The following is a 25022-nucleotide window of genomic DNA, read 5'->3' as shown; positions in this document are numbered from 1 at the left end:
CGTCAACTCCGGTGTCAGTTACAGGTGGTGACGCTCAGGCTGCTGTCGCCGCAGAGCAGGAGGCTCGCGCGGCTGCCGGTCTCGACGTCCCCCATGGCCTCTTCCTTGGGGGTCTCCATCGACTGCAGGTCGAACAGGTTCATGGCGAATTCCTTTCGTTCGGCAAGGGGTGTGCTCTTCTCACGGCTCCGGGTGGGGCCGGGTCAGGGGGCCGCCGTCTCGGCGCGGCGGCGGCAGGAACGGCAGTCCGGCGGGCGCGTCGCCGAGGACGGAGGCGACGGCGAGCAGGCATCCGGCCGTTCCGGTGGAGAGGTCCATGGACAGGCGCATCATCTGCTCGCCGGGGAAGGCGAGCCGGTCGCCGTAGGACATGGCGTGCCAGGACAGGGCGTCCAGTTGGCGCCGTACGGCCCCCGGCCCGGTACCGGGCGCCGTGGCCGTGGTGCGGCCCAGGTGCAGGACCATTCCGGCCACGCCCCGGTAGAGCCCGGGCTGGGCGTAGAACATCGCCTGGGCCGCGGCCACGATCTCATTCGCGGCCCGTGCGAACTCCTCGTCCGCCCGGTGCGCCAGGTAGTCGTCCAGCACCATGCCGATGCCCACGCTGCCGGCGCCCAGGTAGGGCATGGTGCGCCAGCCCTCGTCGACCTGCAGCGCGCCGCCCGCGCCGCGGACGCAGCGGGCGAGGTCCCGGCGCAGCGCGTCACGGGCGAGGTCGAGGAGGGCGGAGTCCCGGGTGCGTTCGAAGAGCCGGAGGAAGAACAGTGCCCGCCCCGCGCCGCCGAACAGCAGCCCCGCACGGGCCCGGCCGCGGCTGACGCGGTCGGCCGGCACCCGGTCGGCCCGCAGCCCGTCGGCGGCCAGTTCGGCGCAGTGCAGCGCCGCCGAGTGGAGCGCGGCCTGACCGGTGGTGGCGGCCAGCGACTCCAGCGCCAGGCCGAGACCGGCGGTGCCGCCGTGCAGGTCCGGGCCCAGGTGGTCGAGCGGCTGGTCGAGGAGGAGTTCGGCGAGGTCGAGGGCGCGGTCGCGGTGGCCGAGGCGCTCCAGGGTCCAGGCGAGTCCGGCGAGCCCGTCGTGGAAACCGAGCGGCATGCCCGACGGCACTCGCTCGGTCCGCTCCAGCAGCCACTGCTCGCCGTCCTCGTCCCGTCCGGCCCCGCTCTCGGCCAGGGCGTACAGCACCCCCGCCGCACCGTGGGCGAAGGCCAGCCCGCCGCCTGCCGTGGCGAACTGCGCGATGTCACCGGGGAAGAGGCGGTCCGTGCGGGAGGGCGTCGCGGAGGCGCGGATCGCCGCCGCCATGGAGTCCCGGCCGCGTGGCCAGTCGTCCGGCCGGACGGGCGCCACCGGCGGCGTGGCGGGCCGCCGCGCCGCCGGGGCCGCGTGGACCCGCGTGCTCCCGTCGGGGCGCGTGATCTCGTCGACCGCCGCGTCCAGGAAGGCCCGGTCCACCGGGAACTGCTCCGCCACCACCTCCGCGAGGTGCGCCGCCTTGTGCCGGTCGACGGCCAGCAGACTGGTGAGCGGGAGGAACAGCGCGAGCCGCAGACACGCCAGCGCGTACCGGTCCACCGCCACCCCACGCCGGTCGGCGGGCGCCACGAACCCCGGGTTCGCCACGGTCTGGCGTCCGGCCTCGTCGACGTGGTGGGCGGCCTCGAAGTCCAGCAGGGCGACGCTGTCGTCGTCCCGGACCATGATGTTGAACAGATGCAGGTCGTTGAAGACCACACCCCGGGCGTGGACCTCCGCGACGGCGCGTTCCACCCGAGCGTGGACGTCGAGGGCCCAGGCGGTGTACTCGGCCAGTCTCCGCTCGCCCGGGTCGGCCTCGATGAGCGGGTGCCGGCGGGCGAAGAACGTGTTGAGCGGCTTGCCGTCGATGTGCTCCAGGACGAGGAAGTGGTGCTCCCCGACCGTGAGGTGGTCGAGCACCTCCGGCGTGCAGGCGAGCCCCGACAGCCGTTCCAGCGCCCGGCGTTCACGGTGCAGCCGGGTCACGGCGTCGGCGCCGTCGGCCGCCAGCCCGGCGTGCGGACGGGCCTCCTTGAGGACGACCCGCACGCCGGTGCGGGTGTCGCGGGCGAGGTAGACGCCGCCGCCGTTGGAGAAGTGCAGCGCCGACTCGACGGTGTACGGCATGCCGGTCACGGTCACCGCGGAGCGGGCGTCGAGGTGCGGGCGCAGGAAGGCGGGCGGGTCGACCCACTCCGGGATGCGGAAGACCGGACCGCGCAGGTCGGGCACCAGCACACCGTCGGGGCCGGACACGGCCGGCCGCAGTTCCCCGTCCGCGTCGTAGCAGTCGCGCCGGGTGAAGCCGCCGTAGCGGACGTGCACGGGCCCGTCGCCGATCCGCAGGTCGCTCAGGATGTGCGGTCCCGGCTCACCGGCCAGCAGCTCGGACAGCTCTCCCACGAGCCGTTCGAACTCCGCCTCGCCCGCCGGGTACACGGTGACGAACTTGCCGCTGCCGGCCCGGTCCGCGTACTTGGCGTTGCGCTGGTGCAGCAGGTGGCGGCTGGGCACGAACTTGAAGGCGGTACCGCCCGCGACGCAGTGCCGCCACACCCGGTCGAGCACGGACTCCGCGTTGTCGAGGCAGGCGGAGACGTGGATCTTCCACCCCTGGGCGGGCAGGTCGGCGTCGGCCGGACGCAGCGCGAGCCAGTCCCCGCTCTCGTGTCGCTGCCACCCCTGCGGTACGGGCGAGGACGCGGCGGCGTACCGGGAGCGCCCGGCCCCGGTCCGGTCGGCCGTGCGGTGCGGGGCGTCGTAGAAGTACGGGTCCGCGTCGCAGTACACGGCGTAGCCCTTGTTCACGCCTGCTCCCTCCCACCGGTCGCTGACGGAGACGACGCTGTCACGCGGCGTACCGCCCCGGACAGTTGCCGCTGTCACCACTCCGAGGTGCGGAACGCACAGGTAACTTCGCGGCGGCGGGACTCCTGGAACGGGAGAATTCCGCGTGGCGGAAGTGCTGTTGCCGGGGCGGGACGGCATGGCGATGGTGTGACCACACGACGTCGAGGACGACGGGAGCCGCGCATGCCGCACATCACCGCCTTCGCCAGGAACCAGTGGTACGTCGCCGCCTACGGTCATGAGGTGGGGCGCGAGTTGCTGGGCCGCACGGTCCTCGGCGAACCGCTGGTGCTCTACCGCACCGAGGAGGACGGGAGCCCGGTCGTCCTGCACGACCGCTGTGTGCACCGCCGCTATCCGCTGTCCGAGGCGCCCACCCGGCTGGACGGCGACCGGATCGTGTGCGGATACCACGGGTTCACCTACGACACGACCGGCACCTGCGTGTCCGTGCCGGGCCAGAAGCGGGTCCCGCGCACCGCCCGGGTGGCCTCCTACCCGGTGGCCGAGCGGGACTCCCTGGTGTGGGTGTGGATCGGCGACCCGGCGCTGGCCGACGCGGAGGCGGTGCCGCGGGCCCGGCACCTGGACGCGCCGGGCTGGGTCACGGTCCGGGGCATGGAGCCGATCGACGCGGACTACGGGCTGCTGGTGGACAACCTGCTCGACCTGTCCCACGAGACGTATCTGCACGGCGGTTACATCGGCACGCCCGAGGTCGCCGAGACGCCGATCACCACCGAGGTCGACGAGGGCGCGGGCATCGTCCGGGTGAGCCGGCACATGGACGACGCCGAGTGCCCGCCGTTCTACGCGAAATCAACGGGGATCGGCGGACGCATCGACCGCTGGCAGGACATCGAGTATTACGCGCCCTGTCTGTACGTGCTGCACAGCAGGGTCGCCCCGACCGGTGTCGTGCCCGCGCCCGACGGCGCCGATCCGGAGGGCTTCCACACCGAGATCACCTACGCCATCACGCCGTCCGGCGACGGGAAGGTGTACGACTTCTGGGCGGTCTCCCGGGACTGGGCGACGGACGACGCCGAGGTCACCGAGTTCCTGTACAAGAACAACCGCACGGTCGTCATGCAGGACGTCGACGCGCTCAACCTGCTCCAGCGCACGCTCGGCGGCGAGCGCACCGGCTACCAGGAGCTGAGCATCAACATCGACACCGGTGGCCTGGCGGCGCGCCGCATCCTGACCCGGCTGGTCGAGGAGGGCGCCGGGGCCGGACCGCGGGCGGCCCGGTGAGCGGGCGCACCGGCGAGGTCTACCGCGTCGACTGGCTGCCCGGCACCGACGTCCTGCGCGGCACCTGCCACTGCGGCGCCGAGCACACGGCCGAGGACCCCGTCGCGATGTGGGACTGGATGCTGGCCCACCCGCGAGGACACGGCCTGCCCGGGGACGGTTCATGACCCGGTACGAGGCCGAACTCGTCGTCGTCCGCCGGGAGACCGCGGCCGACGGCGTGCTCGTCCTCACCCTGCGCCACCGGCTGGGCGAACCGCTCCCGGCCTGGGAGCCCGGCGCCCACGTCGACGTGGTCCTCGGTCCGGGCCTGGAGCGGCAGTACTCGCTGTGCGGCGACCCGGCCGACCGGGCTCGGTGGCGGATCGCGGTGCTGCGCGAGAAGGACGGGCGGGGCGGCTCGGCCTACGTCCACGGGGAGTTGCGGGCCGGGCACGAGGTCCGGGTGCGCGGCCCGCGCAACAACTTCCGGCTGGAGCCCGCGCCCCGCTACCGGTTCGTGGCCGGCGGCATCGGCATCACCCCCCTTCTGCCGATGCTGGCCGCCGCCGAGGAGGCGGGCGCCGAGTGGACCCTGTTGTACGGCGGGCGGACCCGGGCCCGGATGGCGTTCGCACAGGAGTTGGCGCGGTACGGCGACCGGGTCGCGATCGTCCCGGAGGACGAGTCGGGGCTGCTCGACCTCGCGTCCGTGCTCGACGACCTGTCCCCGGACACCCTCGTCTACTGCTGCGGGCCCGGCCCCCTGCTGGACGCCGTCGAGGCACGCTGCCCGGCCGGGAGCCTGCGCGTGGAGCGGTTCCGTCCGAAGGAGGCCGACGGGGACGCCCCGGCGGAGGCGGAGTTCGACGTCGTGCTCGCGCGCAGCGGCCGTACGGTCGTCGTGCCGCCCGATGTCTCGGTCCTGGACGCGGTCCGCGGAGCAGGCGTCGAGGTGCTCTACTCCTGCACGGAGGGCACCTGCGGGACCTGCGAGACCGAGGTCGTCGAGGGCGACCCCGACCACCGGGACTCGGTGCTCACCGAGGAGGAGCGGGCCGCCGGGGAGACGATGCTCATCTGTGTGTCGCGGTGCCGCGGCCGACGGCTGGTGCTGGACCTGTGACAGCGCGGCGGCGGCACACCCTCGGTTGAATCCTCAACGGCCCATCTGGGCAAGAGCATTGACCACGACTCCGCGCCGGCCCTACGTTCCCGCTGAGCACGTTCCCACTGAGCACGTTTCTCCAGGGGGAGTCATGCGTCGTCTGCTCGTCGGCCTCACGGCCGTGTCCGTCCTGGCCGCCGCGACGGCGTGCGGCTCGTCCGACGACTCCGGGGGGCCGGACGGGTCCGGCTCCGCCGGCGGCACCACCGAGGTCGAGGTGGGTCTCATCCCCATCGTCGACGTCGCGCCCCTGTACCTGGGTCAGAAGAAGGGGTTCTTCGAGAAGCAGGGGCTGAAGCTGTCGTTCTCCAGTGCGCAGGGCGGCGCGGCGATCGTGCCGGGCGTGGTCAGCGGCCAGTTCCAGTTCGGCTTCAGCAACATGACGTCCCTGATGATCGCCCAGTCGAACAACGTGCCGGTGAAGGCCGTGGCCAACGGCATCGCCTCGACCGGTGAGGTGGGCAAGGACTTCGAGGCGCTCACCGTGAAGGGTGACAGCCCGATCGAGTCGCCGAAGGAGCTGGAGGGCAAGAAGGTCGCCATCAACACGCTGAAGAACATCAACGAGACGGCGGTGCGGGCCTCGGTGCGCAAGGCGGGCGGAGACCCGGACGAGGTGGAGCTGGTCGAGCTGGCCTTCGACCAGATGCCGGCCGCACTGGACGCCGGGCGGATCGACGCGGCGATGGTGGTGGAACCGGCGCTGGCCACGATCAAGAACCAGGGCGGCCGGGAGATCGCCTCGCCCATGATCGACGTCGCCCCGAAGCTGACGGTCGCCATGTACTTCACCTCCACCGAGTACGCGCAGGAGCACCCGGAGGTGGTGGAGAAGTTCCAGGCGGCCACCGCGGAGTCCCTCGCCTACGCGGACACGCACCCCGACGAGGTCCGCGAGGTCGTCACCACCTACACGAAGATCCCGGCGGACGTGCTGGCGGAGGTGACTCTGCCGAAGTGGCCGGCCGAGCCCGACCGCGCCGCGATCGAGGAGCTGGCGAAGCTCGGCGAGGCCGACGGTCTGTTCGAGCGGACGCCGGACCTGGACAAGCTGCTGCCGTGAGGGGCGCGAACGCCGCACTGGGTGCGGCCGGGCTCGCGGCCTTCCTCGCCCTGGGCGAGGCGGTGCCGCGGTTGGGCCTGGTCGAGGAGGAGTACTTCCCGCCCACCAGCCGGATCGCCGGCGCGCTCGGCACGGAGGTCGCGGACGGCGCCTTCTGGACCGCGCTCGGCGACACCATGACCGGCTGGGCGCTGGGCCTGGCCGTCGCGGTCGGCGCGGGGATCGTCGTGGGGGTGCTGCTGTCCGTGGTGCCGTACCTTCGCGAGGCGACGGCGTCCACGATCGAGTTCCTGCGCCCGATCCCGTCGGTCGCGCTGATCCCGCTGGCGGTGCTGCTGTACGGCACCGAACTGCGCTCGGTGCTGCTCCTGGTCGTGTACGCCGCCTTCTGGCAGGTGCTGATCCAGGTGCTGTACGGCGTCCAGGACGTCGACCCGGTCGCCGAGGAGACGGCACGCTCGTACGGCCTGGGCACCTGGGCGCGGGTCCGGTACGTGCTGTGGCCGAGCGCGCTGCCCTACGTCATGACCGGGGTGCGGCTGGCGGCGGCCGTCGCGCTGATCCTGGCCGTCACCGCCGAGCTGGTCGTCGGGGCGCCGGGTCTCGGTGCCCGGATCGCCGTGGCGCAGACCTCGCAGGCCGTGCCGGAGATGTACGCGCTGGTCGTCGTCACCGGTCTGCTGGGCCTGCTGATCAACGTCGGCGCGCGGTCGGTGGAGCGGCGGGCGCTGGCCTGGCACCAGTCGGTGCGCGGGGAGGTGGCGGTGTGAGACGCCTGCTGCTGCGGCTGGTGTTCGTGCTCGCCCTGCCGGCGGTCCTCGTGGCCGTCTGGTGGGTGGCCTCGTCGGGCAGCGAGGACGTGTACTGGCCGCCGCTGCGGACCATCGTCGAGACCTTCCCGCAGGTGTGGACCGGCGAGCGGTGGCGCGGTGACGTGCTGCCCAGCGTGCTGCGGCTCGCCGCCGGTTACGCGCTGGCGGGCGTCGCCGGTGTCGCGCTCGGCACGCTGATCGGCTCCTATCGGAGGGTGCGGGCGGTGTGCGAGCCGGTGCTGGAGTTCCTGCGCGCGGTGCCGCCGCCGGTGCTGGTGCCGGTGATCATGCTGTTCGCGGGCATCGGCGACACGATGAAGATCGTCGTCATCGCCGGCGGATGTGTCTGGCCGGTGCTGCTCAACACGGTCGAGGGGGTGCGGGCGGTGGACGCGGTGACGGCCGAGACCGCCCGCTCCTACGGCATCACGGGCGCGGCACGGCTGCGGCACGTGGTGCTGCCCTCGGCGAGCCCGCAGATCTTCGCGGGGCTGCGCCAGGCGCTGTCCGTCGGCATCATCCTGATGGTGATCAGCGAGATGTTCGCGGCCAGCAACGGGCTGGGCTTCGCCGTCGTGCAGTTCCAGCGTTCCTTCGCGATCCCCGACATGTGGACCGGCATCCTGCTGCTCGGTCTGCTCGGCTTCGTGCTGTCGGTCCTCTTCCAGCTGGTCGAGCGGCGGGCGCTCGGCTGGTACCACGGCCTGCGCGCCGCCGCCCGGCGGTCCCGGTGACCCATGACGTGTGAAAGGGCGGTCCATGCTCGACGTACGCGGCCTGCGCAAGGTGTACGAGGGTTCGGGACGACGTGTCGAGGCGGTGCACGACCTGACCTTCACGGTGGCGGCCGGTGAACTGGTCTGCATGGTCGGCCCGTCGGGCTGCGGCAAGACGACGCTGCTGAAGTGCGTGGGCGGACTGCTCGAACCGACGGCGGGCGAGGTGTTCCTGGCCGGCCGCGCGGTGACCGGCCCGCCGCCCGGGACGGCGTTCGTCTTCCAGGAGTACGGGCGCAGCCTGTTCCCGTGGATGCGGGTCGGCGAGAACGTCGAACTGCCCCTGAAACAGAAGGACCTGGGCAGGCAGCGGCGCCGGGAGCTGGTCGTGGACGCGCTCGCCTCGGTCGGGCTCGCGGACGCCGCCGGGGCCTACCCGTGGCAGTTGTCCGGCGGCATGCAGCAGCGGGTGGCCATCGCGCGGGCGCTGGCGTACGAACCCGAGGTGCTGCTGATGGACGAACCCTTCGCGGCGGTCGACGCGCAGACCCGCGCCGACCTCGAGGACCTGGTACGGGCGCTGTGGCGGGAGCGGGGCATCACGGTCCTGTTCGTCACCCATGACATCGACGAGGCCGTCTACCTGGGCGAACGGGTGATCGTGCTGTCCGCCTCCCCCACCGTCGTACGGGAGCAGCTCCGGGTCGACCTGCCGGACGGGCGGGACCAGGTGCACACCCGGGTGGCTCCCCGCTTCGCGGAGCTGCGCACCCACGTGTACGAGCAGATCCAGGCGGCGAAGCGCGGCGGGCCCGCCGCCCCGCCCCCGCGCTGACCGCCCGTCACTCGGCGGCGGGAACGACTCTCAGGTGGGAGGGGTTGTGGCGGGCACGTGGTGGCCGGTGGGCGGCGCGGCGCGGCTCCCTGAGGACCAGCGTCAACCGCGTGTAGCCCAGCTCCTGGAGCGACGCGGGCGTTTCGACCACGACCCGGCACTCGGTGGTGCCGCGACGCGGGTCGGGGTGGTGCAGCGGCCTTACGGCGCCGTCGTGTTGGACGGCTCGCGCTCCGACGGCGCGAATCCAGTGCGGCAGGCCCTGGCGGTAGGCCGCCTCCATGATCGGGTCCTGGGCGATGTCCCGGCGGACGGCCTGCAGCCCGGGGTCGTGGCCGTACCGCTCCAGGGTGGCGGCGAAGTGCGCCAGCATGGGCAGGCACCAGCTCGACTCGTGCTCGCCGAGGACGGTGGCGGCGTCCGGGTGGAAGAGCACGAACCGGAGGAAGTTGTCGTCCGGCATGGCCGTCGGGTGCGGTCCGGCCCCTTGGAAGAGTGTCCGGAAGGCGCCGTTGGCCAGCACCACGTCCCAGCGGTGGTCGACGACGAGGGAGGGGTAGGGGACGGCCTCCAGGAGGGCGGTGTAGTCCTGGAGATAGGCCTGTGCCTCGGGGGTCGCGGGGGCGGGCCGCGGCGCCGGCCGCTGCCCTCCTGCCTGAAATGCCATCGGGAGGTCACCCCTCTTGCCTATGCGGCCTTCTCGCGGCGTCCGCATCCTGTCGCCCCGACGCGAGGCGTGTCAACTATCGTGGCATTTCGTGCCTGTTGACGACTGAAATAGGCCACAGTTGTGGCGATGCCTGGATGTGAGTTCGAGCGGCAGGCTACTCTCCGGGAAGTTCACGGCAATTGCTTGTGAGAAGCCTGTGAGGCCTGTGAGAGACGTAGGAGAGCTGTCGGTGACGGGTGGCTTCGAAGGTCCGGGCGCCAAGCCGACCACCACGCTGGCCGCCGTCGCCGCCCGGGTCGGCGCCCTCGCGGACCGGCTCGACGTGCCGCACGCCGAGGTCTTCGACGTGGGCCGGCTGTCCGCCGCCTCCGGCGTTCCCGAGTCCGTCGTCGGGGCCCTGCTCGGGGGCCGGCCGACGGGCGAGCCCGACGTGCAGACCAGGTTCGTGCAGCGTCTGGACCTGCTGCGCCGCACCCGGCTGAAACCGAACGGCCGCAAGTACACCCAGCAGGAGATAGCCGACGGCGCCGGGATGTCGCGGCAGCAGGCCGGTGCGCTCATCAACGGCGACCGGCGCCCCACCATGGAGCACTGCGACGCCATCCAGCGCTTCTTCCGGGTGCACGCCGGATTCCTCACCGCCGAGGACCCCGAGGCGCTCTCCGGCGCCCTCCAGCGCACCGAGCAGGAGCTGCTCCAGCAGCTGGCCGACCGGGAGCGGGAGGCCGCGGCCCCCGCCGACGACCCGCTGGAGCGGCTGCTCCAGGACCACGGCGTGCGCGGCATCGCCTGGCGGGCCGCGCAACTGCCCACCGACCAGCACCGCGACAAGGTCGCCGAATGGCTGGACATGCTCCTGGAAAGCGTCAAGCGGCCCGAGTCCTGAGGACGGGATTGTCAGTGGTGGACGGCAAGCTGGGAGGGTGCCGCCGCCGTGCGGTGGCGCGTGACCGCTGACGTCGTTGTGGGGAGAGCCGACCGATGACCACCGCCGTACTGACCGACCACGAACGCACCGCCGTCCAGGCCTACCTGCGGCTCCTGCACACCGTGCGGGCCGGTTTCGACACCGGGACGGGCCCGGACGACTCTCCCCGCCCGCCCGTCGTGCCGCCCTCCGTGCTGGCCGAGGCGGAGCAGGCGCTGCGCGCCGCGGGACTGGCGGGGAACGAGGAGGCGTTCTTCCGACTGCTGCGGGACTGGTGTCCGCCCACCTGACCACGGCGGGCGGGCGGACCGGCCGCAGTTCAGGTGCGCGGGACCGTCACCGCCGTGGTGACCAGGCCGTCCCGGGCGCTCCAGCGGCCGTCGAAGCCGCTCAGGCGCCTGCCGTCCACGGTCGGTCCCGGCACCAGAAGAGCGGCGTGCAGGGTGCCGCGGCGCGGGTCGGCCGGGTCCACACGGATCTCGATGTCCGCCTCGGCGAAGTCCAGCCACTGCCCGGTGAGGGGGTACCACGCCTTGTAGACCGACTCCTTGGCGCTGAACAGCAACCGGTCCCAGTGGACGCCGGGCCGCGCGCCGCCCAGTCGCCGCAGCAGGGCCACCTCGGCGGGCAGGGCGATGGTCTCCAGGACGCCGTCCGGGAGCGGCCCGTCGGGTTCGGCGTCGATGCCCAGGGAGGCCAGGTCGGTCAGGCGGACCAGGGCGGCGGCGCAGTAGCCGTCGCAGTGGGTCATGCTGCCGGCCAGACCGTCCGGCCAGCGCGGGGCGCCGCGCTCGCCGGTGAGCACGGGCTGCGCCGGCACGCCGAGCTTCTCCATGGCCCGGCGGGCGCAGGACCGCACCACGGTGAACTCACGGCGCCGCTTGGCGACCGCCCGCGCGACGATCTCCTCCTCCTCCGGGTAGAGGGGCAGGTGAGCGGCGTCGTCCTGGTCGAATGCCTCCACGGTGACGACCGTGCCGGGCAGCAGTTCCTCGATCAACGGGCCACCTCCTGGCGCGACGGCGCCGTGGACGCCTGCGTCGACGGCAGGATGCGGCGCAGTTGCCCCGGCGGCCCGGGCCGTTTGCGCCACTCGCGGGGATAGCCCACCGAGACCTCCTCGAAGCGGACCCCCTCGTGCCAGGTGGTGCGCGGGATGTGCAGATGCCCGTAGACCATGGTCTCCACCCGGAACCTGCGGTGCCAGTCGGCGGTCAGCGAGGTGCCGCACCACATGGCGAACTCCGGGTACCACAGGACGTCGGTGGGGTGCCGGTGCAGGGGGTAGTGGTTGACGGGGATCGTGGGCAGGTCGGCGGGGATCTCGGCGAGCCTGCGCTCGGTCTCGGCGACCCGCGCCCGGCACCAGGCCTCGCGGCTGGGATAGGGATCGGGGTGCAGCAGGTACTCGTCACTGCACACGACGCCGGTGCCCTGGGCGTACTCCAGTCCCTCGGCCTTGGTCGCGCAGCCCTTGGGCAGGAACGAGTAGTCGTAGAGCAGGAAGAGCGGCGCGACGACCGCCGGGCCGCCCGCCCCCTCCCACACCGGGTACGGGTCCTCGGGGGTGGTCACGCCCAGTTCCCGGCACATCTCGACGAGGTGCTCGTAGCGGGCGACGCCGCGCAGGTCGACCTCGTCCTTGGGGTGCGTCCACAGTTCGTGGTTGCCGGGGGCCCAGACGACCCGGCGGAAGCGGTCCGCGAGGACGCCGAGGGCCCAGCTGATGTCGGCGACGGTCTCCGCCACGTCGCCGGCCACCAGGAGCCAGTCGTCGTCGGACTCGGGGCGCGTCCGCTCGACCAGGGCCCGGTTCTCCTCGTAGCCGATGTGCAGATCGCTGATGGCCCACAGCTTCGCCTCGGCCCCGGCCCTCGTCGTCATCCCCCACCCCTTCCAGACACACGTTCGACGCCACGAGATCACATCCCCGCCCGGGTCACAAGGCGACCCGGCCGGGCCGTGCGACAGCCGCGGTGGCCGCCGCACGGCCCGGCCGAGGCATCCGTGTGACGCTCGTTGCGCTCGGGGCCGCGCGTACCCCTATGATCGCCCCAACACCACCGCCACGACTCTCCTTTCGCGCAGAGCGGCCCGGTGTCCCTCCAAACCCCTGGCCGGGCACGGCCCGCTCCGCCCTGCCCGCGAACCCCGGAAGGCGGCTTGCATGGCTTCTCCCGTACGCGTCTGGCTCAACCGCACGTACGCGGAGAACGTCTTCTTCATGGATCAGCTGCGGAGAAATCCCGCCGACCGGGCCGTCGAGATCCATGCCACGCACGGCGACCCGGACTCCCCCGTGCTGGCCGCCGCGGACACCGCGGAGCTGGAGCCCGAGGGGCTCTCCCCGGCCGGTTACGTCGAGTACGCCCTGGCCCAGTGCGCGCGGCGCGGCATCGACGTGTTCGTGCCCCGGCTGCACCAGTCCGCGATCGTGGCCCACCGCGCCGAGTTCGAGGCGCTGGGCACGGCACTGCTCGCGCCGCCGCCGGAGGCGGTGGCCGTCTTCCGGGACAAGGTGATCGCCTACGAGGCGGTCCGGGCCGTCGGCGTGCCGGTGCCGCCGTGGTGGCGGGTGCGCACGGCCGACGAACTCGTCCTCGCGGTGGAGGAACTGGAGGCGGGCGGGCACCGGGCATGCTTCAAACCGGCGTCCGGCGCGGGCGGCGTGGGCTTCCGGACGGTCACCCGGGACCCCTTCTCCCTCGCTCACCTGAACGGCTTCCCCAGCCCGTCCGTGCCGCTGCCCCTGGTCGTCGAGGCGCTGCGGGCGGCCGAGGAGCCCGTAGACTGGCTGGTGATGCCGCGCCTGGAGCAGCCGGAGGTCTCGGTGGACTGCCTCACCGGGCCCGACAACCGGGTCCGGCTGGCCGTGGGCCGCACCAAGAACGGCCGCCGCCGCGGGTTCACCCTGCACGAGCAGTGGCTGGCACCGGCACGGCGGATCGCCGAGACGTTCGGGCTGCACCACCTGTCCAACGTGCAGTTCCGGATGTACGGCGAACGGCCCGTCCTGATGGACGTCAACACCCGCCCGGCGGGCGGACTGCACCAGTTGGCGCTGTGCGGTGTCAACGTGCCGTGGGCGGCGGTCCGGCTGGCCCTCGGCGACGACCCGGGCGAGCTGGAGCCGCCGTTCCTGGGGCAGGACTACGCGGTGGTGGCGGGACCGCGGCCGCTGCGCCCGGTGACGTTGCCGCACCAGCGCGCGGACCTCCCGGCCGCCGCGGCGCCGGCGCCTGCGGCCGCACGGCCGGCCACGGCGGCGGCCACGACGGCACCGGCGAGGTCCACCCCCGTGGGGCTCACCTGAGGTAGGCCAGTCCCGGGTGCACCGCCCGGTAGCCGTCGACGAGTCGGCGGGCGACGTCGACCGAGTCGACGAGGGGGTGCAGGGCGAAGGCACGGACCGCGGCCGCGCGGGAGCCGGTCCCGGCCGCGGCCAGGACGTCGCGCTCGACGCCCTTGACCGCGCGGACCAGACCGGTGGCGTGGTCCGGCAGCGGATCGGCCGCCATCGGGTGGGCGCCGTTCGCGTCGACCAGGCAGGGGACCTCGATCACCGCGTCGGCGTCGAGGACGGAGAGCGTGCCGCGGTTGCGGACGTTGAGGATCAAGGTGGCGCGTTCGTCGCGGGCGACGGCGCGCATCAGCGCCAGCGCCACCTTCTCGTAGCCGCCGGACAGGTCCTCGGCCTCGCGTTCGCCCGCGCCCGCCGTCTCGCGGTTCTCGGCCATGTACGTGGCCTCGCGTTCGGCGCGGGTGCGGTCCCAGGTGGCCAGGGCCGGGGCGTCGGGGCGGCGCATCTCGTCGTAAAAGCGGGCCTGCTGGTCGCGCAGGAACGCGCCCCGGGTGAGGTCGGCCTCCTGGTAGGCGCGGACGGTCTCCCGGTTGAAGTAGTAGTAGTGCAGGTACTCGTTGGGGACGACGCCGAGGGAGCGCAGCCACTCGGCGCCGAAGAGCCGGCCCTCCTCGAAGGAGCCGAGCAGCGCCGGGTCGGCCAGCAGCCGCGGCAGTTCGTCGCGTCCGTCGACGCGCAAACCGCGCAGCCAGCCGAGGTGGTTGAGGCCGACGTAGTCGACGAAGGCGCGGTCCGGGTCGGCGCCCAGCACGCGCGCGACGCGGCGGCCGAGGCCGACCGGCGAGTCGCAGATGCCGATGACCCGGTCGCCGAGGTGCCGGGACATGGCCTCGGTGACGAGGCCCGCCGGGTTGGTGAAGTTGATGACCCAGGCGTCCGGTGCCAGCCGGGCCACCCGGCGGGCGATGTCGACGGCGACCGGGACGGTCCGCAGCCCGTAGGCGATGCCGCCCGCGCCGACCGTCTCCTGGCCGAGGACGCCCTCGGCGAGCGCCACCCGTTCGTCGTCGGCGCGTCCCTGGAGGCCGCCGACGCGGATCGCGGAGAACACGAAGTCGGCGCCGCGCAGCGCCTCGTCGAGGTCGGTCGTCGCGGTCACCGTCGGCGCGTCGGGCACCCCGGCCGCCTGTTCGGCCAGCACCCGGGTCACCGCCGTCAGCCGGGCCGGGTCCAGGTCGTGCAGGACGACGTCGCTCACGCGTCCCTCGGCACGGTCCCCGAGGAGCGCCCCGTACACGAGCGGTACGCGGAACCCGCCGCCGCCCAGCATCGTCAGCCTCACGTCCGCACCCTTCCGTCGCCCGGTCGCACTTCCGTCCGGCGCCGATCATGGCACGGCCGGTGCCCCCGCGCGTGCACCTCCCCTTCCCTCTGTCCAGCTCCCGTTCCCTCTGTCCAGGGGCCGAGCGGGCACCTACCCTCGGCCCGGTGACCGCCGCCACCGCCCCCGACCGGCTGCTCGCCGTGCTCGCCGCGTTCGACCACGCGCACCCGGCCCTGTCCCTGACGGACATCAGCCGCCGCGCCGGGCTGAGCCTGACCACGGCGCACCGGCTGGTGGGCGCCCTGACCCGGTGGGGTGCGCTGGAGCGGGACGGGGCGGGCGTCTACCACGTGGGCCTGCGGCTGTGGGAGGTCGCCGCGCTCGCCCCGCGCGGTCTCGCGCTGCGGCAGGTCGCGTGGCCGTACCTGGAGGACCTGTACGAGGCGACCCACGAGAACGTGCAGCTGGCGGTGCGGGACGGCGACGAGGTCGTCTACATCGAGTGGCTGGCGGCGAGGTCGTCGGTCGGCGTGCACATCCGCGTCGGCGCCCGCTGGCCGCTGCACGCCACCGGGGTCGGGCTCGCCCTGCTCGCGCACGGCGAACCGGAGTTCCAGGAGTCCTACCGCACCGGTCCGCTCGCCTCCTTCACCGCGTACACGATCACCGACCCGGCACGCCTGCGCCGGGTGCTGGCCGAGGTGCGGCGCACCGGAGCGGCGGTGAGCGACCGGCAGATCACCGACGACGCCCTCTCGGTGGCCGCCCCGGTGCACGGTCCGGACGGCACCGTGACCGCGGCCGTGTCGGTCGTCGTGCCGCACGCCGACGCCCAGGTGCCGGTGCTGGTCCCGGCGGTCCGGCTGGCGGCCCGCGGCATCTCCCGGGCCCTGGGCTGGCGCCCGAATATCCCTCGCACCGGTGAGGACGGGCCCCCGCGTCCCTCCTGATACTGGGACGGCCCGTGCCCCAGGAGCCGCCATGTCCGCCCGGTCCCCGCTGTCCTCCCCGCTCGCCCCCGTCCTCGCCCGGCTGCGTACGGCCAGCCCGTACGCGGTGGACGCCGCCGTCGCCGCGCTGGTGCTGTTCGCCGTCTCGCTGCAGTGGCTGTTCCCCGACGAGGGGGACGATCCGCTGTCCTGGCGGGGCTGGCTGCTCGGGGCCGCGACCGCCGTGCCGTTGGTGTGGCGGCGTGCGGCGCCGTTCGCGACCGCCTGTGCCGTGTCGGTGGCCACCCCGGCCCAGGCGGTGCACCACGCGCCGCCGCCCGACCTGATGTACGGCGGCTTCGTCGTCCTCTACACGCTGGCCGCCCTCGCCCGGCCCTGGCAGCGGCGGGTGATGCTGGCGGGCTGGCTGATCGGGGTCGCCACCACCATCAGCCACAAGGAGGACGCCGAGCCCTTCGAGTACGCCTTCCAGCTGCTGAGCATCGGGTGCGCGTACGCGCTCGGCTCGCTCACCCGGACCCAGCGCGCCTACACCGCCGAACTGGAGGACCGGGCACGGCGGCTGGAGCGCGAGCGGGCGGCCGACACCGCGCGGGCCACGGCGCAGGAACGCGCCCGCATCGCCCGCGACATGCACGACATCCTGGCGCACGCGGTCAGCCTGATGGTGGTGCAGGCCGAGGCCGGGCCGGTCGTCGTGCGCAGTGATCCGGCACGCGCGGAGGCAGCGTTCGACGCGATCGCGACGGCCGGGCGGGACGCGATGACCCAACTGCGGCGGATTCTCGGGGTGCTGAAGGAGGAGGAGCGCGAGCCGGGGCCGCGGCGGCTGCCCCAGCCGGGCCTGACCGCGCTGCCGGGGCTGGTCCGCGGGGTCGGCGAATCGGCGGGGCTGCGGGTGGCGTTGAGGACGACGGGCGAACCGTGTGCGCTGCCTCCGGACACCGAGGTGGCCGCCTACCGCATCGTGCAGGAGGCCCTCACCAACACGGTCAAGCACGCGTACGCTTCCTGCGCGACGGTCGGGCTCGACTGGACGGAGGACGAGGTGACCCTGACGGTGACGGACGACGGGCGGGGCCCGGCGGCCCCGGGTGACGGGACGGGTGACGGGACTGGCGGCGGCGGGCACGGGCTGATCGGCATCCGGGAGCGGGCCGCCGCCTGCGGGGGCGAGGCCGTCACCGGCGGCGGACCGGACGGCGGCTTCCGGGTCGTCGTACGCCTGCCCGTCGCGGCCGTCCGGCGGACGGCCCCCGGGTGAGCGTCCGGGTGGTCGTGGCCGACGACCAGGAGCTGGTGCGCAGCGGGTTCAGCATGATCCTTCAGGCGCAGCCGGACATCGAGGTGGTGGCGGAGGCCGGGGACGGCGCGGAGGCGGTCGCCGCGGTCGAGCGGTACGCGCCGGACGTCCTGCTCCTGGACATCCGGATGCCGGTCATGGACGGCCTGGACGCGGCCCGGCGGGTGTGCGCGCGCTCCGCCTGCAAGGTCGTGATGCTGACCACCTTCGACCTGGACGAGTACGTGTACGAGGCGCTGTACGCGGGTGCCAGCGGCTTTCTGCTCAAGGACGTGCGCCGGGACGACCTGGTGCACGCGGTGCGGGTGGTCGCGGCCGGGGACTCGCTGCTGGCCCCGGCGGTGACGCGCCGGCTGGTCGCGGACATCGTGCGGCGCCGGCGCGAGGAGGCGGCGGCCGACGTCACCCCGCAGCGCCTGGAGGTGCTCACCGCGCGCGAGGTGGAGACGCTGCGGCTGCTGGCGCGGGGGCTGTCCAACTCCGAGATCGCCACGACCCTGTTCGTGAGCGAGCACACCGTCAAGACGCATGTCAGCAACGTGCTGGGCAAGCTCGGTCTCCGGGACCGGGTGCAGGCGGTGATCTGCGCCTACGAGACCGGTCTGGTGGCTCCCGGCTCCCCGTGACGCTCCCCCCGACGGGTGAGGCGGCGACCGCTCTCCCCCGTGCGGGCGAGTCGGCAAACCGCTCTCTCCGGCGATCCGGCGGACCCCCGGCGGCCCCGACTCTGGTGGCGATGACACCAGAGTCGAGTCCGATCGCCGGGAGGGACCGTGCTGTCCACACTCGCCCGGGCGGCGACCCGCCGCCCTTTGACCGTGATGTTCCTGTGGGGCCTGTTCCTGCTGCTCGGCTTCGGCCTCGGCACGGGCGTCTTCGGGAAGCTCTCCGACGACGTGCCCGACGTCCCGGGCACCGAGCCGCAGGTCGCCGCCGAACACCTGGACGGCCTCGACCCGGCGGGCGACTCGATCACCGGCGTGGTCGAGGCCGCCGCCGTCGCGGACCCCGCGGTGCGGACCGAGGTGCGGCGGGCCGTGGCCGACCTGCGGAAGGTCGCGGGCGTCGCCGAGGTTCCCGACCCGTACGCCACGCCCGGGCTGGTCGCCGAGGACGGACGGGCCCTGGTCGTCTCCGTCACCCTGGAGGGCGGTCTCGGCGACGACGCCGAGGAGGCGGCGGTGGACGACGCGGCCGACCGGCTGCACGGGATCGACGGTGGCGAGGTGTCCGGGGTCCACGTCAGCGGTGGGCCGCTGCTGGGACAGCAGCTCGGCGAGCGCGCCCAGGAGGACGTGAAGAACGCGGAGTTGATCTCGCTGCCGGTCGTGCTGGTGCTGCTGCTCGTCGTGTTCGGGGGGCTGCGTGCGGCCGGGCTGCCGCTGCTGGTGGCGGTCGCGGGGATCGCGGGCGCGTTCCTGGCGCTGTTCGGCTTCAGTCAGTTCACCGACATCTCCGTGTACGCGATCCAGGTCACGACGATGCTGGGGCTCGGCCTCGCCGTGGACTACGCCCTGCTGATGCTGGTCCGCTTCCGCGAGGAGCGGCGGCACACCCCGGACGTGGTGGAGGCCGTGCACCGCACGGTCGCGGCGGCCGGGCGGACCGTGCTGTTCTCCGGGCTGACGGTGGCCGTGAGCCTGGCCGGGCTGCTGGTCTTCCCGAGCACGTTCCTGCGCAGCATGGGGCTCGCGGTGGCCGCGGTGGTCGTCGTCGACATGCTGGCGGCGCTGACGCTGCTGCCCGCGCTGCTGACCCGGTTCGGCGGCCGGATCCCCCCGGCGAAGGCGCCGCCGGAGGAGGAGGGGCGGCTCTTCGCCCGCCTCGCCCGCTTCGCCGCCCGGCGGCGGGTGGCGGTCCTGGCGGTGGCCGTCCCGGCGCTGCTGGTACTGGCACTGCCCGTCACCGGCATGTCCATCAACCTCGGGGACGCGCGGCAGCTTCCGAAGAGCACCGAGGCCCGGCAGTTGTACGACGCGATCGAGGCGCACTTCCCGCCGGGTACCGGCGTCTCACCGGTCACGGTGGTGCTGCGGCCCGGCACCGACGCCGCGACGGCCGACCGGATCCGCGCGCTCGCTCCTGGCACCACCGTCCGTGACCTGTCCGGCGGCACCACCGTGCTCGAACTGCCGGCGGGCGGCGCGGCCGACGGTCCGGCGGCCACCGAACTGGTCGAGCGGGTGCGGGACCTGCGCGGCGACGCGCCCGTCCAGGTCACCGGCAGCGCGGCCCAACTGGTCGACTTCCGGCAGATGCTCGCCGACCGGGCGCCCTGGGCGGCGCTGACCGTACTGGCGGGGATCTTCGTGCTGCTGTTCGCGTTCACCGGCTCGGTGCTGCTGCCGCTGCGCACCGTCGCGACGACGCTGCTCAGCCTCGGGGCCGCGCTCGGCGCGGTGGTCTGGGTGTTCCAGGACGGTCATCTGGCCGGGCTGCTCGGCGCCGAGGGGCTGGGCGCGCTGAGCCTGACTGCGCCGCCGCTGATCATCGCCATCGCCTTCGGACTGGCCATGGACTACGAGTTGTTCATCCTGGCCCGGATGCGCGAGGCCCGGGAGCGGACCGGCGACGACCGGGAGGCCGTGGTGACCGGACTGCGCCGGTCCGGCCGGGTGGTGACCTGCGCCGCGCTGCTCCTCGCGGTGGTGTTCGGTGCCTTCATGACGGGCGGCTTCTCGCCGATCCTGCAGATCGGGCTCGGGCTGACCCTGGCGGTGCTGATCGACGCCACGGTCGTCCGGATGCTGCTGGTGCCGGCCACCATGGCGCTACTGGGCCGGCACGCCTGGTGGGCCCCGAAGCCGCTGCGCCGGGCGCACGAGAGGTTCGGGGTGCGCGAGGAGGCCCCCGACGCCGCTCCGGCGCCGCCGCAGCCCGCGGCGCGTTGAGACGCCGGGCGCGCGGCCGGACGCCGGGCGCGCGGCCCGGCCGGTCCGCGGTTCCTCCCCGACGGGGGTGGGGAGGAACCGCGGTCGGGGCATGCCCGTGCCGCCCGGCACTTTCGTGACGTTCACGACGTTCACGGGCTGAACTCCCCGGGCCCGCAAGGACTTTCTCGGCTTCACCTCTTGACGGCGGCGGCGTCCCGGAGCACATTGGCCGCACTCTGAGAGCGCTCTCAAACGTCTCCCCGCGGAGCGCGCTCGGGGCGTACCGCTTCCCACTCCCGCGTTTCGAGAGGCGACCCCCACATGAGAGAGACATCCGGCAACCCGCCCAGACGCCGGCCGCTGCGCCGGGCGCTGGTGGCCGTCGTCGGCACGCTCGGCCTGGCCGCGGCGGCGACGACCGTCACGGGTCCGTCGGCGGGCGCGGCCGTTCCGCCGCCCCCGTCCGGCTGGACGCAGGTCTTCGCCGACGACTTCGACGGTGCGGCCGGTTCCGGCGTGAACACCGCGAACTGGCAGTACGACACCGGCACCTCGTACCCCGGCGGCCCCGCCAACTGGGGCACCGGCGAGATCGAGACGATGACGTCGTCCCCGAGCAACGTCTCGCTGGACGGCGGCGGCAACCTGCGCATCACCCCGCGGCGCGACGGCGCCGGCAACTGGACCTCGGGCCGCATCGAGACCAAACGCGCCGACTTCGAGCCCCCGGCCGGCGGCAAGTTGCGCGTGGAGGCCCGCATCCAGGTCCCGAATGTCACCGGGGCCGCCGCCAAGGGCTACTGGCCGGCGTTCTGGATGCTCGGCGCGCCCTACCGCGGCAACTACTGGAACTGGCCCGGTGTCGGCGAGATCGACATCATGGAGAACACCCAGGGCCTCAACACGGTCTGGTCCACGCTGCACTGCGGCACCTCGCCCGGCGGCCCCTGCAACGAGACCAGCGGCATCGGCGGCAACACCCCGTGTCCCGGCGCCACCTGCCAGGCGGGCTTCCACACCTACCGGGTGGAGTGGGATCGCTCGACGAGCGTCGAGGAGATCCGCTTCTACGTCGACGGCAACAACTTCCACACCGTCCGCGCCAACCAGGTCGACGCGACGACGTGGGCGAACGCCACCAAGCACGGCTACTTCATCATCCTGAACGTCGCGATGGGCGGCGGCTTCCCGGACGCCTTCGGCGGCGGCCCGGACGGCGGCACCCAGCCCGGCCACTCCATGCTCGTGGACTACGTCCAGGTGCTGTCGGCCGGTGGGAGCGGTACCACGCCGCCCCCGACCGGCGGTGACCGCGACGCGTACGGCGCCATCGAGGCGGAGTCGTACGACGCCCAGTCCGGCACCATGACCGAGGGCACCTCGGACTCGGGCGGCGGCAGCAACCTCGGCGCCCTCGCGAACGGCGACTGGGTGCAGTACAAGGGCGTCGAGTTCGGTTCGAGCGCGGCGACCCAGTTCAAGGCCCGGGTGGCCGGCGGCGCGGCCGCCGGGGTCAGCGGTCTGGTCGAGGTGCGCCTGGACAGCCGTACCAGCACGCCGGTCGGCAGCTTCGCCGTGGGCAACACCGGCGGCTGGCAGTCGTGGCGGACCATTCCGGCGAACATCGCGTCGGTGACCGGCACCCACGACGTCTACCTGACCTTCACCAGCGGCCAGAGCGCCGACTTCGTCAACGTGAACTGGTTCGGCTTCGGCCACTGAGCGGCAACCGGCCCCCCGCAGGAGGGCGAAGGGGCTCCACGCACCGTGGGGCCCCTTCGTCGCGCCGCGGCGGCGTCGCTCAGCGCAGCTCCGCCCGGAAGGCGGCCGGTGTCTGGTCGGTGTGCTGCTGGAAGAACTTGGAGAAGTTCGCCGCGTCCGGGAAGCCGACCGCCGCGCCGACCCGCCCTATCGGCATCTCGGTGTGGGCGAGCAGCCGCTTGGCCTCCAGGACGACGCGCTTGTCGATGAAACCCTTGGGCGTCTCACCGGTGGCGGCGCGCACCGCGCGCACCAGGGTGCGGCGGGAGTAACCGAGCGCGTCGGCGTAGGCGCTGACGCTGTGGTTGGTGGCGAAGCCCCGCTCGACCGCGTCCCGGAAGAGGACGAAGGTGCTGTCCCCCGGCGCCTCCGCCCGCCCCTGACGCGCCGCCCTCGCGGAACCGGCCGCGAGATGTGCGAGGCGCAGCAGGAACGCGGAGAGCGTGTGGCGCAGTACGGCGGTGTGCAGGCTCAGCGGGAGGGTGGTCGCGTCCTCGTACTCGCGCCGCAACTGGTCCAGCGCCGCCGTCAGTCCGGCGAGCCGCGCCTCGTCGGGGTGGAGCAGGGGCGGCAGGTCGTAGCGGTAGAGGCCGGTGGCCTCCACGGTGGCGCGGGGCAGGAAGCCGGGCTGCATGGTGAGCACCGTTCCGCGGTACTCGGCCTCCGGTGCGAAGCGGTGGACCTGGCCGGGACGGATCCACAGCAGGTCGCCGGCCGACGCCTCGTACTCGGCGAAGTCGATCATGTGTCGGACCGGTCCGCCGGTGAAAAGCATGACGATGTGGAAGTCGATGCGGTGGACGCGGTGCAGCGGGGCCTGCGCGTGCCAGGTGCGGCCGGCGCCCATCGGACCGACCTGCATGCCGACCCCGAGGAGGCTGAGATCGACCGGGAAGGGGAACGTTCTGATCCCGTCGCCGCCGCCTTGGCTTCTTTCGTCCGCCATGTCCTTCTCGTTCCGTCCCGCCCGTGCGCCCCGCGGCCGGGGCGTGTCCCAGTTTCACCACAGGCTGGCACACCACGACCTTCACTCCCAAAAGTCAGACTTTTAAGTTTGAACGCGTCAGACCAGCCACTTCGCTCCGACAGAGGATTTCTTGAAGATGAGCACGCAGTCGAGCAAGCAGACGGTGGGCGGCGCGGACCGCTTCGAATGGACCGAACTCGACCGGCGTGCCGTGGACACCGCCAGGATCCTGGCGGCCGACGCCGTGCAGAAGGTGGGCAACGGTCACCCGGGTACGGCGATGGCCCTGGCCCCGGCCGCGTACACGATCTTTCAGAAGGTGATGCGGCACGATCCCGCCGATCCCGAGTGGACCGGACGTGACCGCTTCGTCCTCTCCCCCGGCCACACTTCGCTGACCCTCTACACCCAGCTCTTCCTCGCCGGGTACGAGGTGGAGCTGGACGACCTCAAGGCCTTCCGCACGCACGGCTCCAGGACGCCGGGCCATCCCGAGTACGGGCACACGGCCGGCGTGGAGACCACCACGGGGCCGCTGGGCCAGGGTGTGGCCAACGCGGTGGGCATGGCGATGGCGGCCCGCTACGAGCGCGGCCTGTTCGACCCCGGGGCTCCCGAGGGCGAGTCGCCCTTCGACCACACCATCTGGGCGATCGTCAGCGACGGCGACCTCCAGGAGGGCGTCTCCGCCGAGGCGTCGTCGCTCGCCGGTCACCAAAAGCTGGGCAATCTGGTCTTCCTCTACGACGACAACCACATCTCGATCGAGGGCGACACCGTGACCGCGTTCTCCGAGGACGTGCTGAAGCGCTACGAGGCGTACGGCTGGCACACGCAGCGCGTCGAGCCCGCCGAGAGCGGCGACGTGGACGTGCGCGCGCTGCACTCGGCGCTGACGGCGGCGAAGGCCGAGACCGGTCGCCCGTCCATCATCGCGATGCGCACGGTCATCGCCTGGCCCGCCCCGAACGCCCAGAACACCGAGGCCTCCCACGGCTCCGCCCTCGGCGCGGACGAGGTCGCCGCCACCAAGCGCGTCCTCGGCTTCGACCCGGAGCAGTCCTTCGAGGTAGCCGGCGAGGTCCTCGCCCACACCCGCGGGGCCCTGGACCGGGGGGCCGAGGCGCACGCGGCCTGGGACAAGCGGATCGCCGCCTGGCGCGACGCCGCCCCCGAGCGCGCGGCGCTCTTCGACCGGGTGGTCGCCGGCCGGCTGCCCGAGGGCTGGGAGGACGCCCTGCCGGTGTTCGAGACCGGCAAGGCGGTCGCCACCCGGGCCGCCTCCGGCAAGGTCCTCCAGGCGCTCGGCCCGGTGCTGCCCGAACTGTGGGGCGGCTCGGCCGACCTGGCCGGCTCGAACAACACGACGATCGACAAGGCCGGCTCCTTCCTGCCCGAGGGCAACCCGCTGCCCGGCGCCGACCCGTACGGCCGCACCGTGCACTTCGGCATCCGCGAGTTCTCGATGGCCGCGGAGATGAACGGCATCGCCCTGCACGGCAACACGCGGATCTACGGCGGCACCTTCCTGGTCTTCTCCGACTACATGCGCAACGCGGTGCGCATGTCCGCGCTGATGCAGCTGCCGGTGACGTACGTGTGGACGCACGACTCGATCGGCCTCGGCGAGGACGGCCCCACCCACCAGCCGGTCGAACACCTGGCCTCGCTGCGCGCGATCCCCGGCCTCAACGTCGTCCGCCCCGCCGACGCCAACGAGACCGCGACCGTGTGGGCCGAGATCCTGCGCCGCCACTCCACCCACCCGGCGCCGCACGGTCTGGCCCTCACCCGCCAGGGCGTGCCGGTCTACGCGCCGAACCCGGACGCGGCGCGCGGCGGGTACGTCCTCGCCGACGCGTCCACCGGCGCCCCGGACGTGATCCTGATCGCCACCGGCTCCGAGGTGCAGCTCGCGATGGCCGCGCGGGAGGCGCTGGAGGCCGAGGGCACCGCCACGCGCGTGGTGTCGATGCCGTCCGTGGAGTGGTTCGAGGAGCAGCCGCGCGCCTACCGCGAGAGCGTGCTGCCGCCGTCCGTGCGGGCCCGGGTGGCCGTGGAGGCCGGGATCGGCCTCACCTGGCACCGGTTCGTCGGGGACGCGGGCCGCATCGTCTCCCTGGAGCACTTCGGCGCCTCCGCCGACGCGAAGACCCTGTTCACCGAGTTCGGCTTCACCGCCGGGCACGTGGCCGCCGCCGCCCGGGAATCCCTGGCCGCCGCCCGCGGCTGAGCCGATCACCACTGCGA

At 73.4% G+C, this 25022-nt stretch carries 23 protein-coding genes; 16 read left to right on the top strand and 7 right to left on the bottom strand.

The features are described from left to right. Positions 1-14 precede the first annotated feature (14 nt). The gene (locus ACH4D3_RS04220) at positions 15-143 is read right to left on the bottom strand and encodes a SapB/AmfS family lanthipeptide (protein WP_006130296.1); all 129 of its coding nucleotides are present in this window, start codon (positions 141-143) and stop codon (positions 15-17) included. A 37-nt stretch (positions 144-180) separates the two neighbouring features. Next, positions 181-2823, bottom strand: a complete 2643-nt coding sequence (gene lanKC / locus ACH4D3_RS04215) for a class III lanthionine synthetase LanKC (protein ID WP_398316108.1) — start codon at positions 2821-2823, stop codon at positions 181-183. Between the two features lie 225 nt (positions 2824-3048). On the opposite strand from lanKC, the gene ACH4D3_RS04210 reads away from it, so the two are divergent. From ACH4D3_RS04210 to ACH4D3_RS04180, 7 genes are all read left to right on the top strand, one after another. Further along, positions 3049-4122 carry a Rieske 2Fe-2S domain-containing protein gene (locus tag ACH4D3_RS04210; RefSeq protein WP_398316106.1) on the top strand — a complete coding sequence of 358 codons (1074 nt, stop codon included), beginning with the start codon at positions 3049-3051 and terminating at the stop codon, positions 4120-4122. After that, a complete protein-coding gene (locus ACH4D3_RS04205; RefSeq protein WP_398316104.1) occupies positions 4119-4289 on the top strand; it encodes a hypothetical protein in 171 nt (56 codons plus the stop codon). The genes ACH4D3_RS04210 and ACH4D3_RS04205 overlap by 4 nt, the downstream gene beginning before the upstream one ends. After that, entirely contained in the window at positions 4286-5227 is a 942-nt protein-coding gene (locus ACH4D3_RS04200; protein WP_398316103.1) for a PDR/VanB family oxidoreductase, read from the top strand. Before ACH4D3_RS04205 ends, ACH4D3_RS04200 begins: the two co-directional genes overlap by 4 nt. A 133-nt stretch (positions 5228-5360) precedes the next feature. Beyond that, positions 5361-6332 carry an ABC transporter substrate-binding protein gene (locus ACH4D3_RS04195; protein ID WP_398316101.1) on the top strand — a complete coding sequence of 324 codons (972 nt, stop codon included), beginning with the start codon at positions 5361-5363 and terminating at the stop codon, positions 6330-6332. Then, positions 6329-7102, top strand: a complete 774-nt coding sequence (locus tag ACH4D3_RS04190) for an ABC transporter permease (RefSeq protein WP_398316099.1) — start codon at positions 6329-6331, stop codon at positions 7100-7102. Before ACH4D3_RS04195 ends, ACH4D3_RS04190 begins: the two co-directional genes overlap by 4 nt. Continuing rightward, positions 7099-7878, top strand: coding sequence for an ABC transporter permease (locus tag ACH4D3_RS04185; protein ID WP_398316097.1), 780 nt, complete (start codon positions 7099-7101; stop codon positions 7876-7878). The genes ACH4D3_RS04190 and ACH4D3_RS04185 overlap by 4 nt, the downstream gene beginning before the upstream one ends. A 25-nt stretch (positions 7879-7903) precedes the next feature. Beyond that, positions 7904-8695: an ABC transporter ATP-binding protein gene (locus ACH4D3_RS04180; RefSeq protein ID WP_398316096.1), complete on the top strand. Its 792-nt coding sequence runs from the start codon at positions 7904-7906 to the stop codon at positions 8693-8695. A gap of 7 nt (positions 8696-8702) precedes the next feature. Here the strand turns inward: ACH4D3_RS04180 and ACH4D3_RS04175 are convergent, their stop codons facing one another. Next, entirely contained in the window at positions 8703-9362 is a 660-nt protein-coding gene (locus ACH4D3_RS04175) for a hypothetical protein (protein WP_398316094.1), read from the bottom strand. A gap of 232 nt (positions 9363-9594) precedes the next feature. Between ACH4D3_RS04175 and ACH4D3_RS04170 the strand changes: the two genes are divergently transcribed. Then, positions 9595-10251 (top strand): helix-turn-helix domain-containing protein, encoded by a 657-nt coding sequence (locus ACH4D3_RS04170; RefSeq protein WP_398316641.1) that lies wholly within the window; start codon positions 9595-9597, stop codon positions 10249-10251. 95 nt (positions 10252-10346) lie between these two features. After that, positions 10347-10583: a hypothetical protein gene (locus ACH4D3_RS04165; RefSeq protein WP_398316092.1), complete on the top strand. Its 237-nt coding sequence runs from the start codon at positions 10347-10349 to the stop codon at positions 10581-10583. A 29-nt stretch (positions 10584-10612) separates the two neighbouring features. Here the strand turns inward: ACH4D3_RS04165 and ACH4D3_RS04160 are convergent, their stop codons facing one another. Both ACH4D3_RS04160 and ACH4D3_RS04155 read right to left on the bottom strand, forming a co-directional pair. Next, complete coding sequence (locus ACH4D3_RS04160; protein ID WP_398316090.1) at positions 10613-11293, bottom strand: 4'-phosphopantetheinyl transferase; 681 nt, start codon at positions 11291-11293, stop codon at positions 10613-10615. After that, positions 11290-12177, bottom strand: coding sequence for a metallophosphoesterase family protein (locus ACH4D3_RS04155; RefSeq protein WP_398316088.1), 888 nt, complete (start codon positions 12175-12177; stop codon positions 11290-11292). Before ACH4D3_RS04155 ends, ACH4D3_RS04160 begins: the two co-directional genes overlap by 4 nt. Before the next feature lie 283 nt (positions 12178-12460). Here ACH4D3_RS04155 and ACH4D3_RS04150 point away from each other — a divergent pair, with 283 nt between their 5' ends. Continuing rightward, positions 12461-13606, top strand: coding sequence for an ATP-grasp domain-containing protein (locus ACH4D3_RS04150; RefSeq protein ID WP_398316086.1), 1146 nt, complete (start codon positions 12461-12463; stop codon positions 13604-13606). Here ACH4D3_RS04150 and ACH4D3_RS04145 read toward each other — a convergent pair. Then, the gene (locus tag ACH4D3_RS04145; RefSeq protein ID WP_398316084.1) at positions 13599-14936 is read right to left on the bottom strand and encodes a 6-phospho-beta-glucosidase; all 1338 of its coding nucleotides are present in this window, start codon (positions 14934-14936) and stop codon (positions 13599-13601) included. The two genes, ACH4D3_RS04150 and ACH4D3_RS04145, sit on opposite strands and share 8 nt — an antisense overlap. 146 nt (positions 14937-15082) lie before the next feature. Between ACH4D3_RS04145 and ACH4D3_RS04140 the strand changes: the two genes are divergently transcribed. The 5 genes from ACH4D3_RS04140 to ACH4D3_RS04120 all read left to right on the top strand — a co-directional run bounded on the left by ACH4D3_RS04140 (position 15083) and on the right by ACH4D3_RS04120 (position 21766). Then, positions 15083-15868, top strand: coding sequence for an IclR family transcriptional regulator (locus tag ACH4D3_RS04140; protein ID WP_398316082.1), 786 nt, complete (start codon positions 15083-15085; stop codon positions 15866-15868). A gap of 31 nt (positions 15869-15899) precedes the next feature. Further along, on the top strand, positions 15900-17132 hold the full coding sequence (locus ACH4D3_RS04135; RefSeq protein WP_398316080.1) for a sensor histidine kinase: 1233 nt from the start codon (positions 15900-15902) through the stop codon (positions 17130-17132). Beyond that, complete coding sequence (locus ACH4D3_RS04130) at positions 17129-17797, top strand: response regulator (RefSeq protein ID WP_398316079.1); 669 nt, start codon at positions 17129-17131, stop codon at positions 17795-17797. The genes ACH4D3_RS04135 and ACH4D3_RS04130 overlap by 4 nt, the downstream gene beginning before the upstream one ends. A gap of 147 nt (positions 17798-17944) precedes the next feature. Next, positions 17945-20062: an MMPL family transporter gene (locus ACH4D3_RS04125; RefSeq protein ID WP_398316078.1), complete on the top strand. Its 2118-nt coding sequence runs from the start codon at positions 17945-17947 to the stop codon at positions 20060-20062. A gap of 303 nt (positions 20063-20365) precedes the next feature. Next, positions 20366-21766 (top strand): glycoside hydrolase family 16 protein, encoded by a 1401-nt coding sequence (locus ACH4D3_RS04120; RefSeq protein WP_398316077.1) that lies wholly within the window; start codon positions 20366-20368, stop codon positions 21764-21766. 79 nt (positions 21767-21845) lie between these two features. On the opposite strand, the gene ACH4D3_RS04115 is transcribed toward ACH4D3_RS04120, so the two are convergent. Further along, positions 21846-22751 carry an AraC family transcriptional regulator gene (locus ACH4D3_RS04115; RefSeq protein ID WP_398316076.1) on the bottom strand — a complete coding sequence of 302 codons (906 nt, stop codon included), beginning with the start codon at positions 22749-22751 and terminating at the stop codon, positions 21846-21848. Positions 22752-22908: 157 nt separating this feature from the next. Here ACH4D3_RS04115 and tkt point away from each other — a divergent pair, with 157 nt between their 5' ends. Next, the gene (tkt, locus tag ACH4D3_RS04110; protein WP_398316075.1) at positions 22909-25005 is read left to right on the top strand and encodes a transketolase; all 2097 of its coding nucleotides are present in this window, start codon (positions 22909-22911) and stop codon (positions 25003-25005) included. Positions 25006-25022 lie beyond the last annotated feature (17 nt).

This window comes from Streptomyces sp. NPDC018026 (assembly GCF_044327745.1).
In the GTDB taxonomy this organism is placed as follows: domain Bacteria; phylum Actinomycetota; class Actinomycetes; order Streptomycetales; family Streptomycetaceae; genus Streptomyces; species Streptomyces rubrogriseus.
Note: the sequence above shows the minus strand (reverse complement) of the source record. Positions and strands in the feature narration are given on the sequence as shown.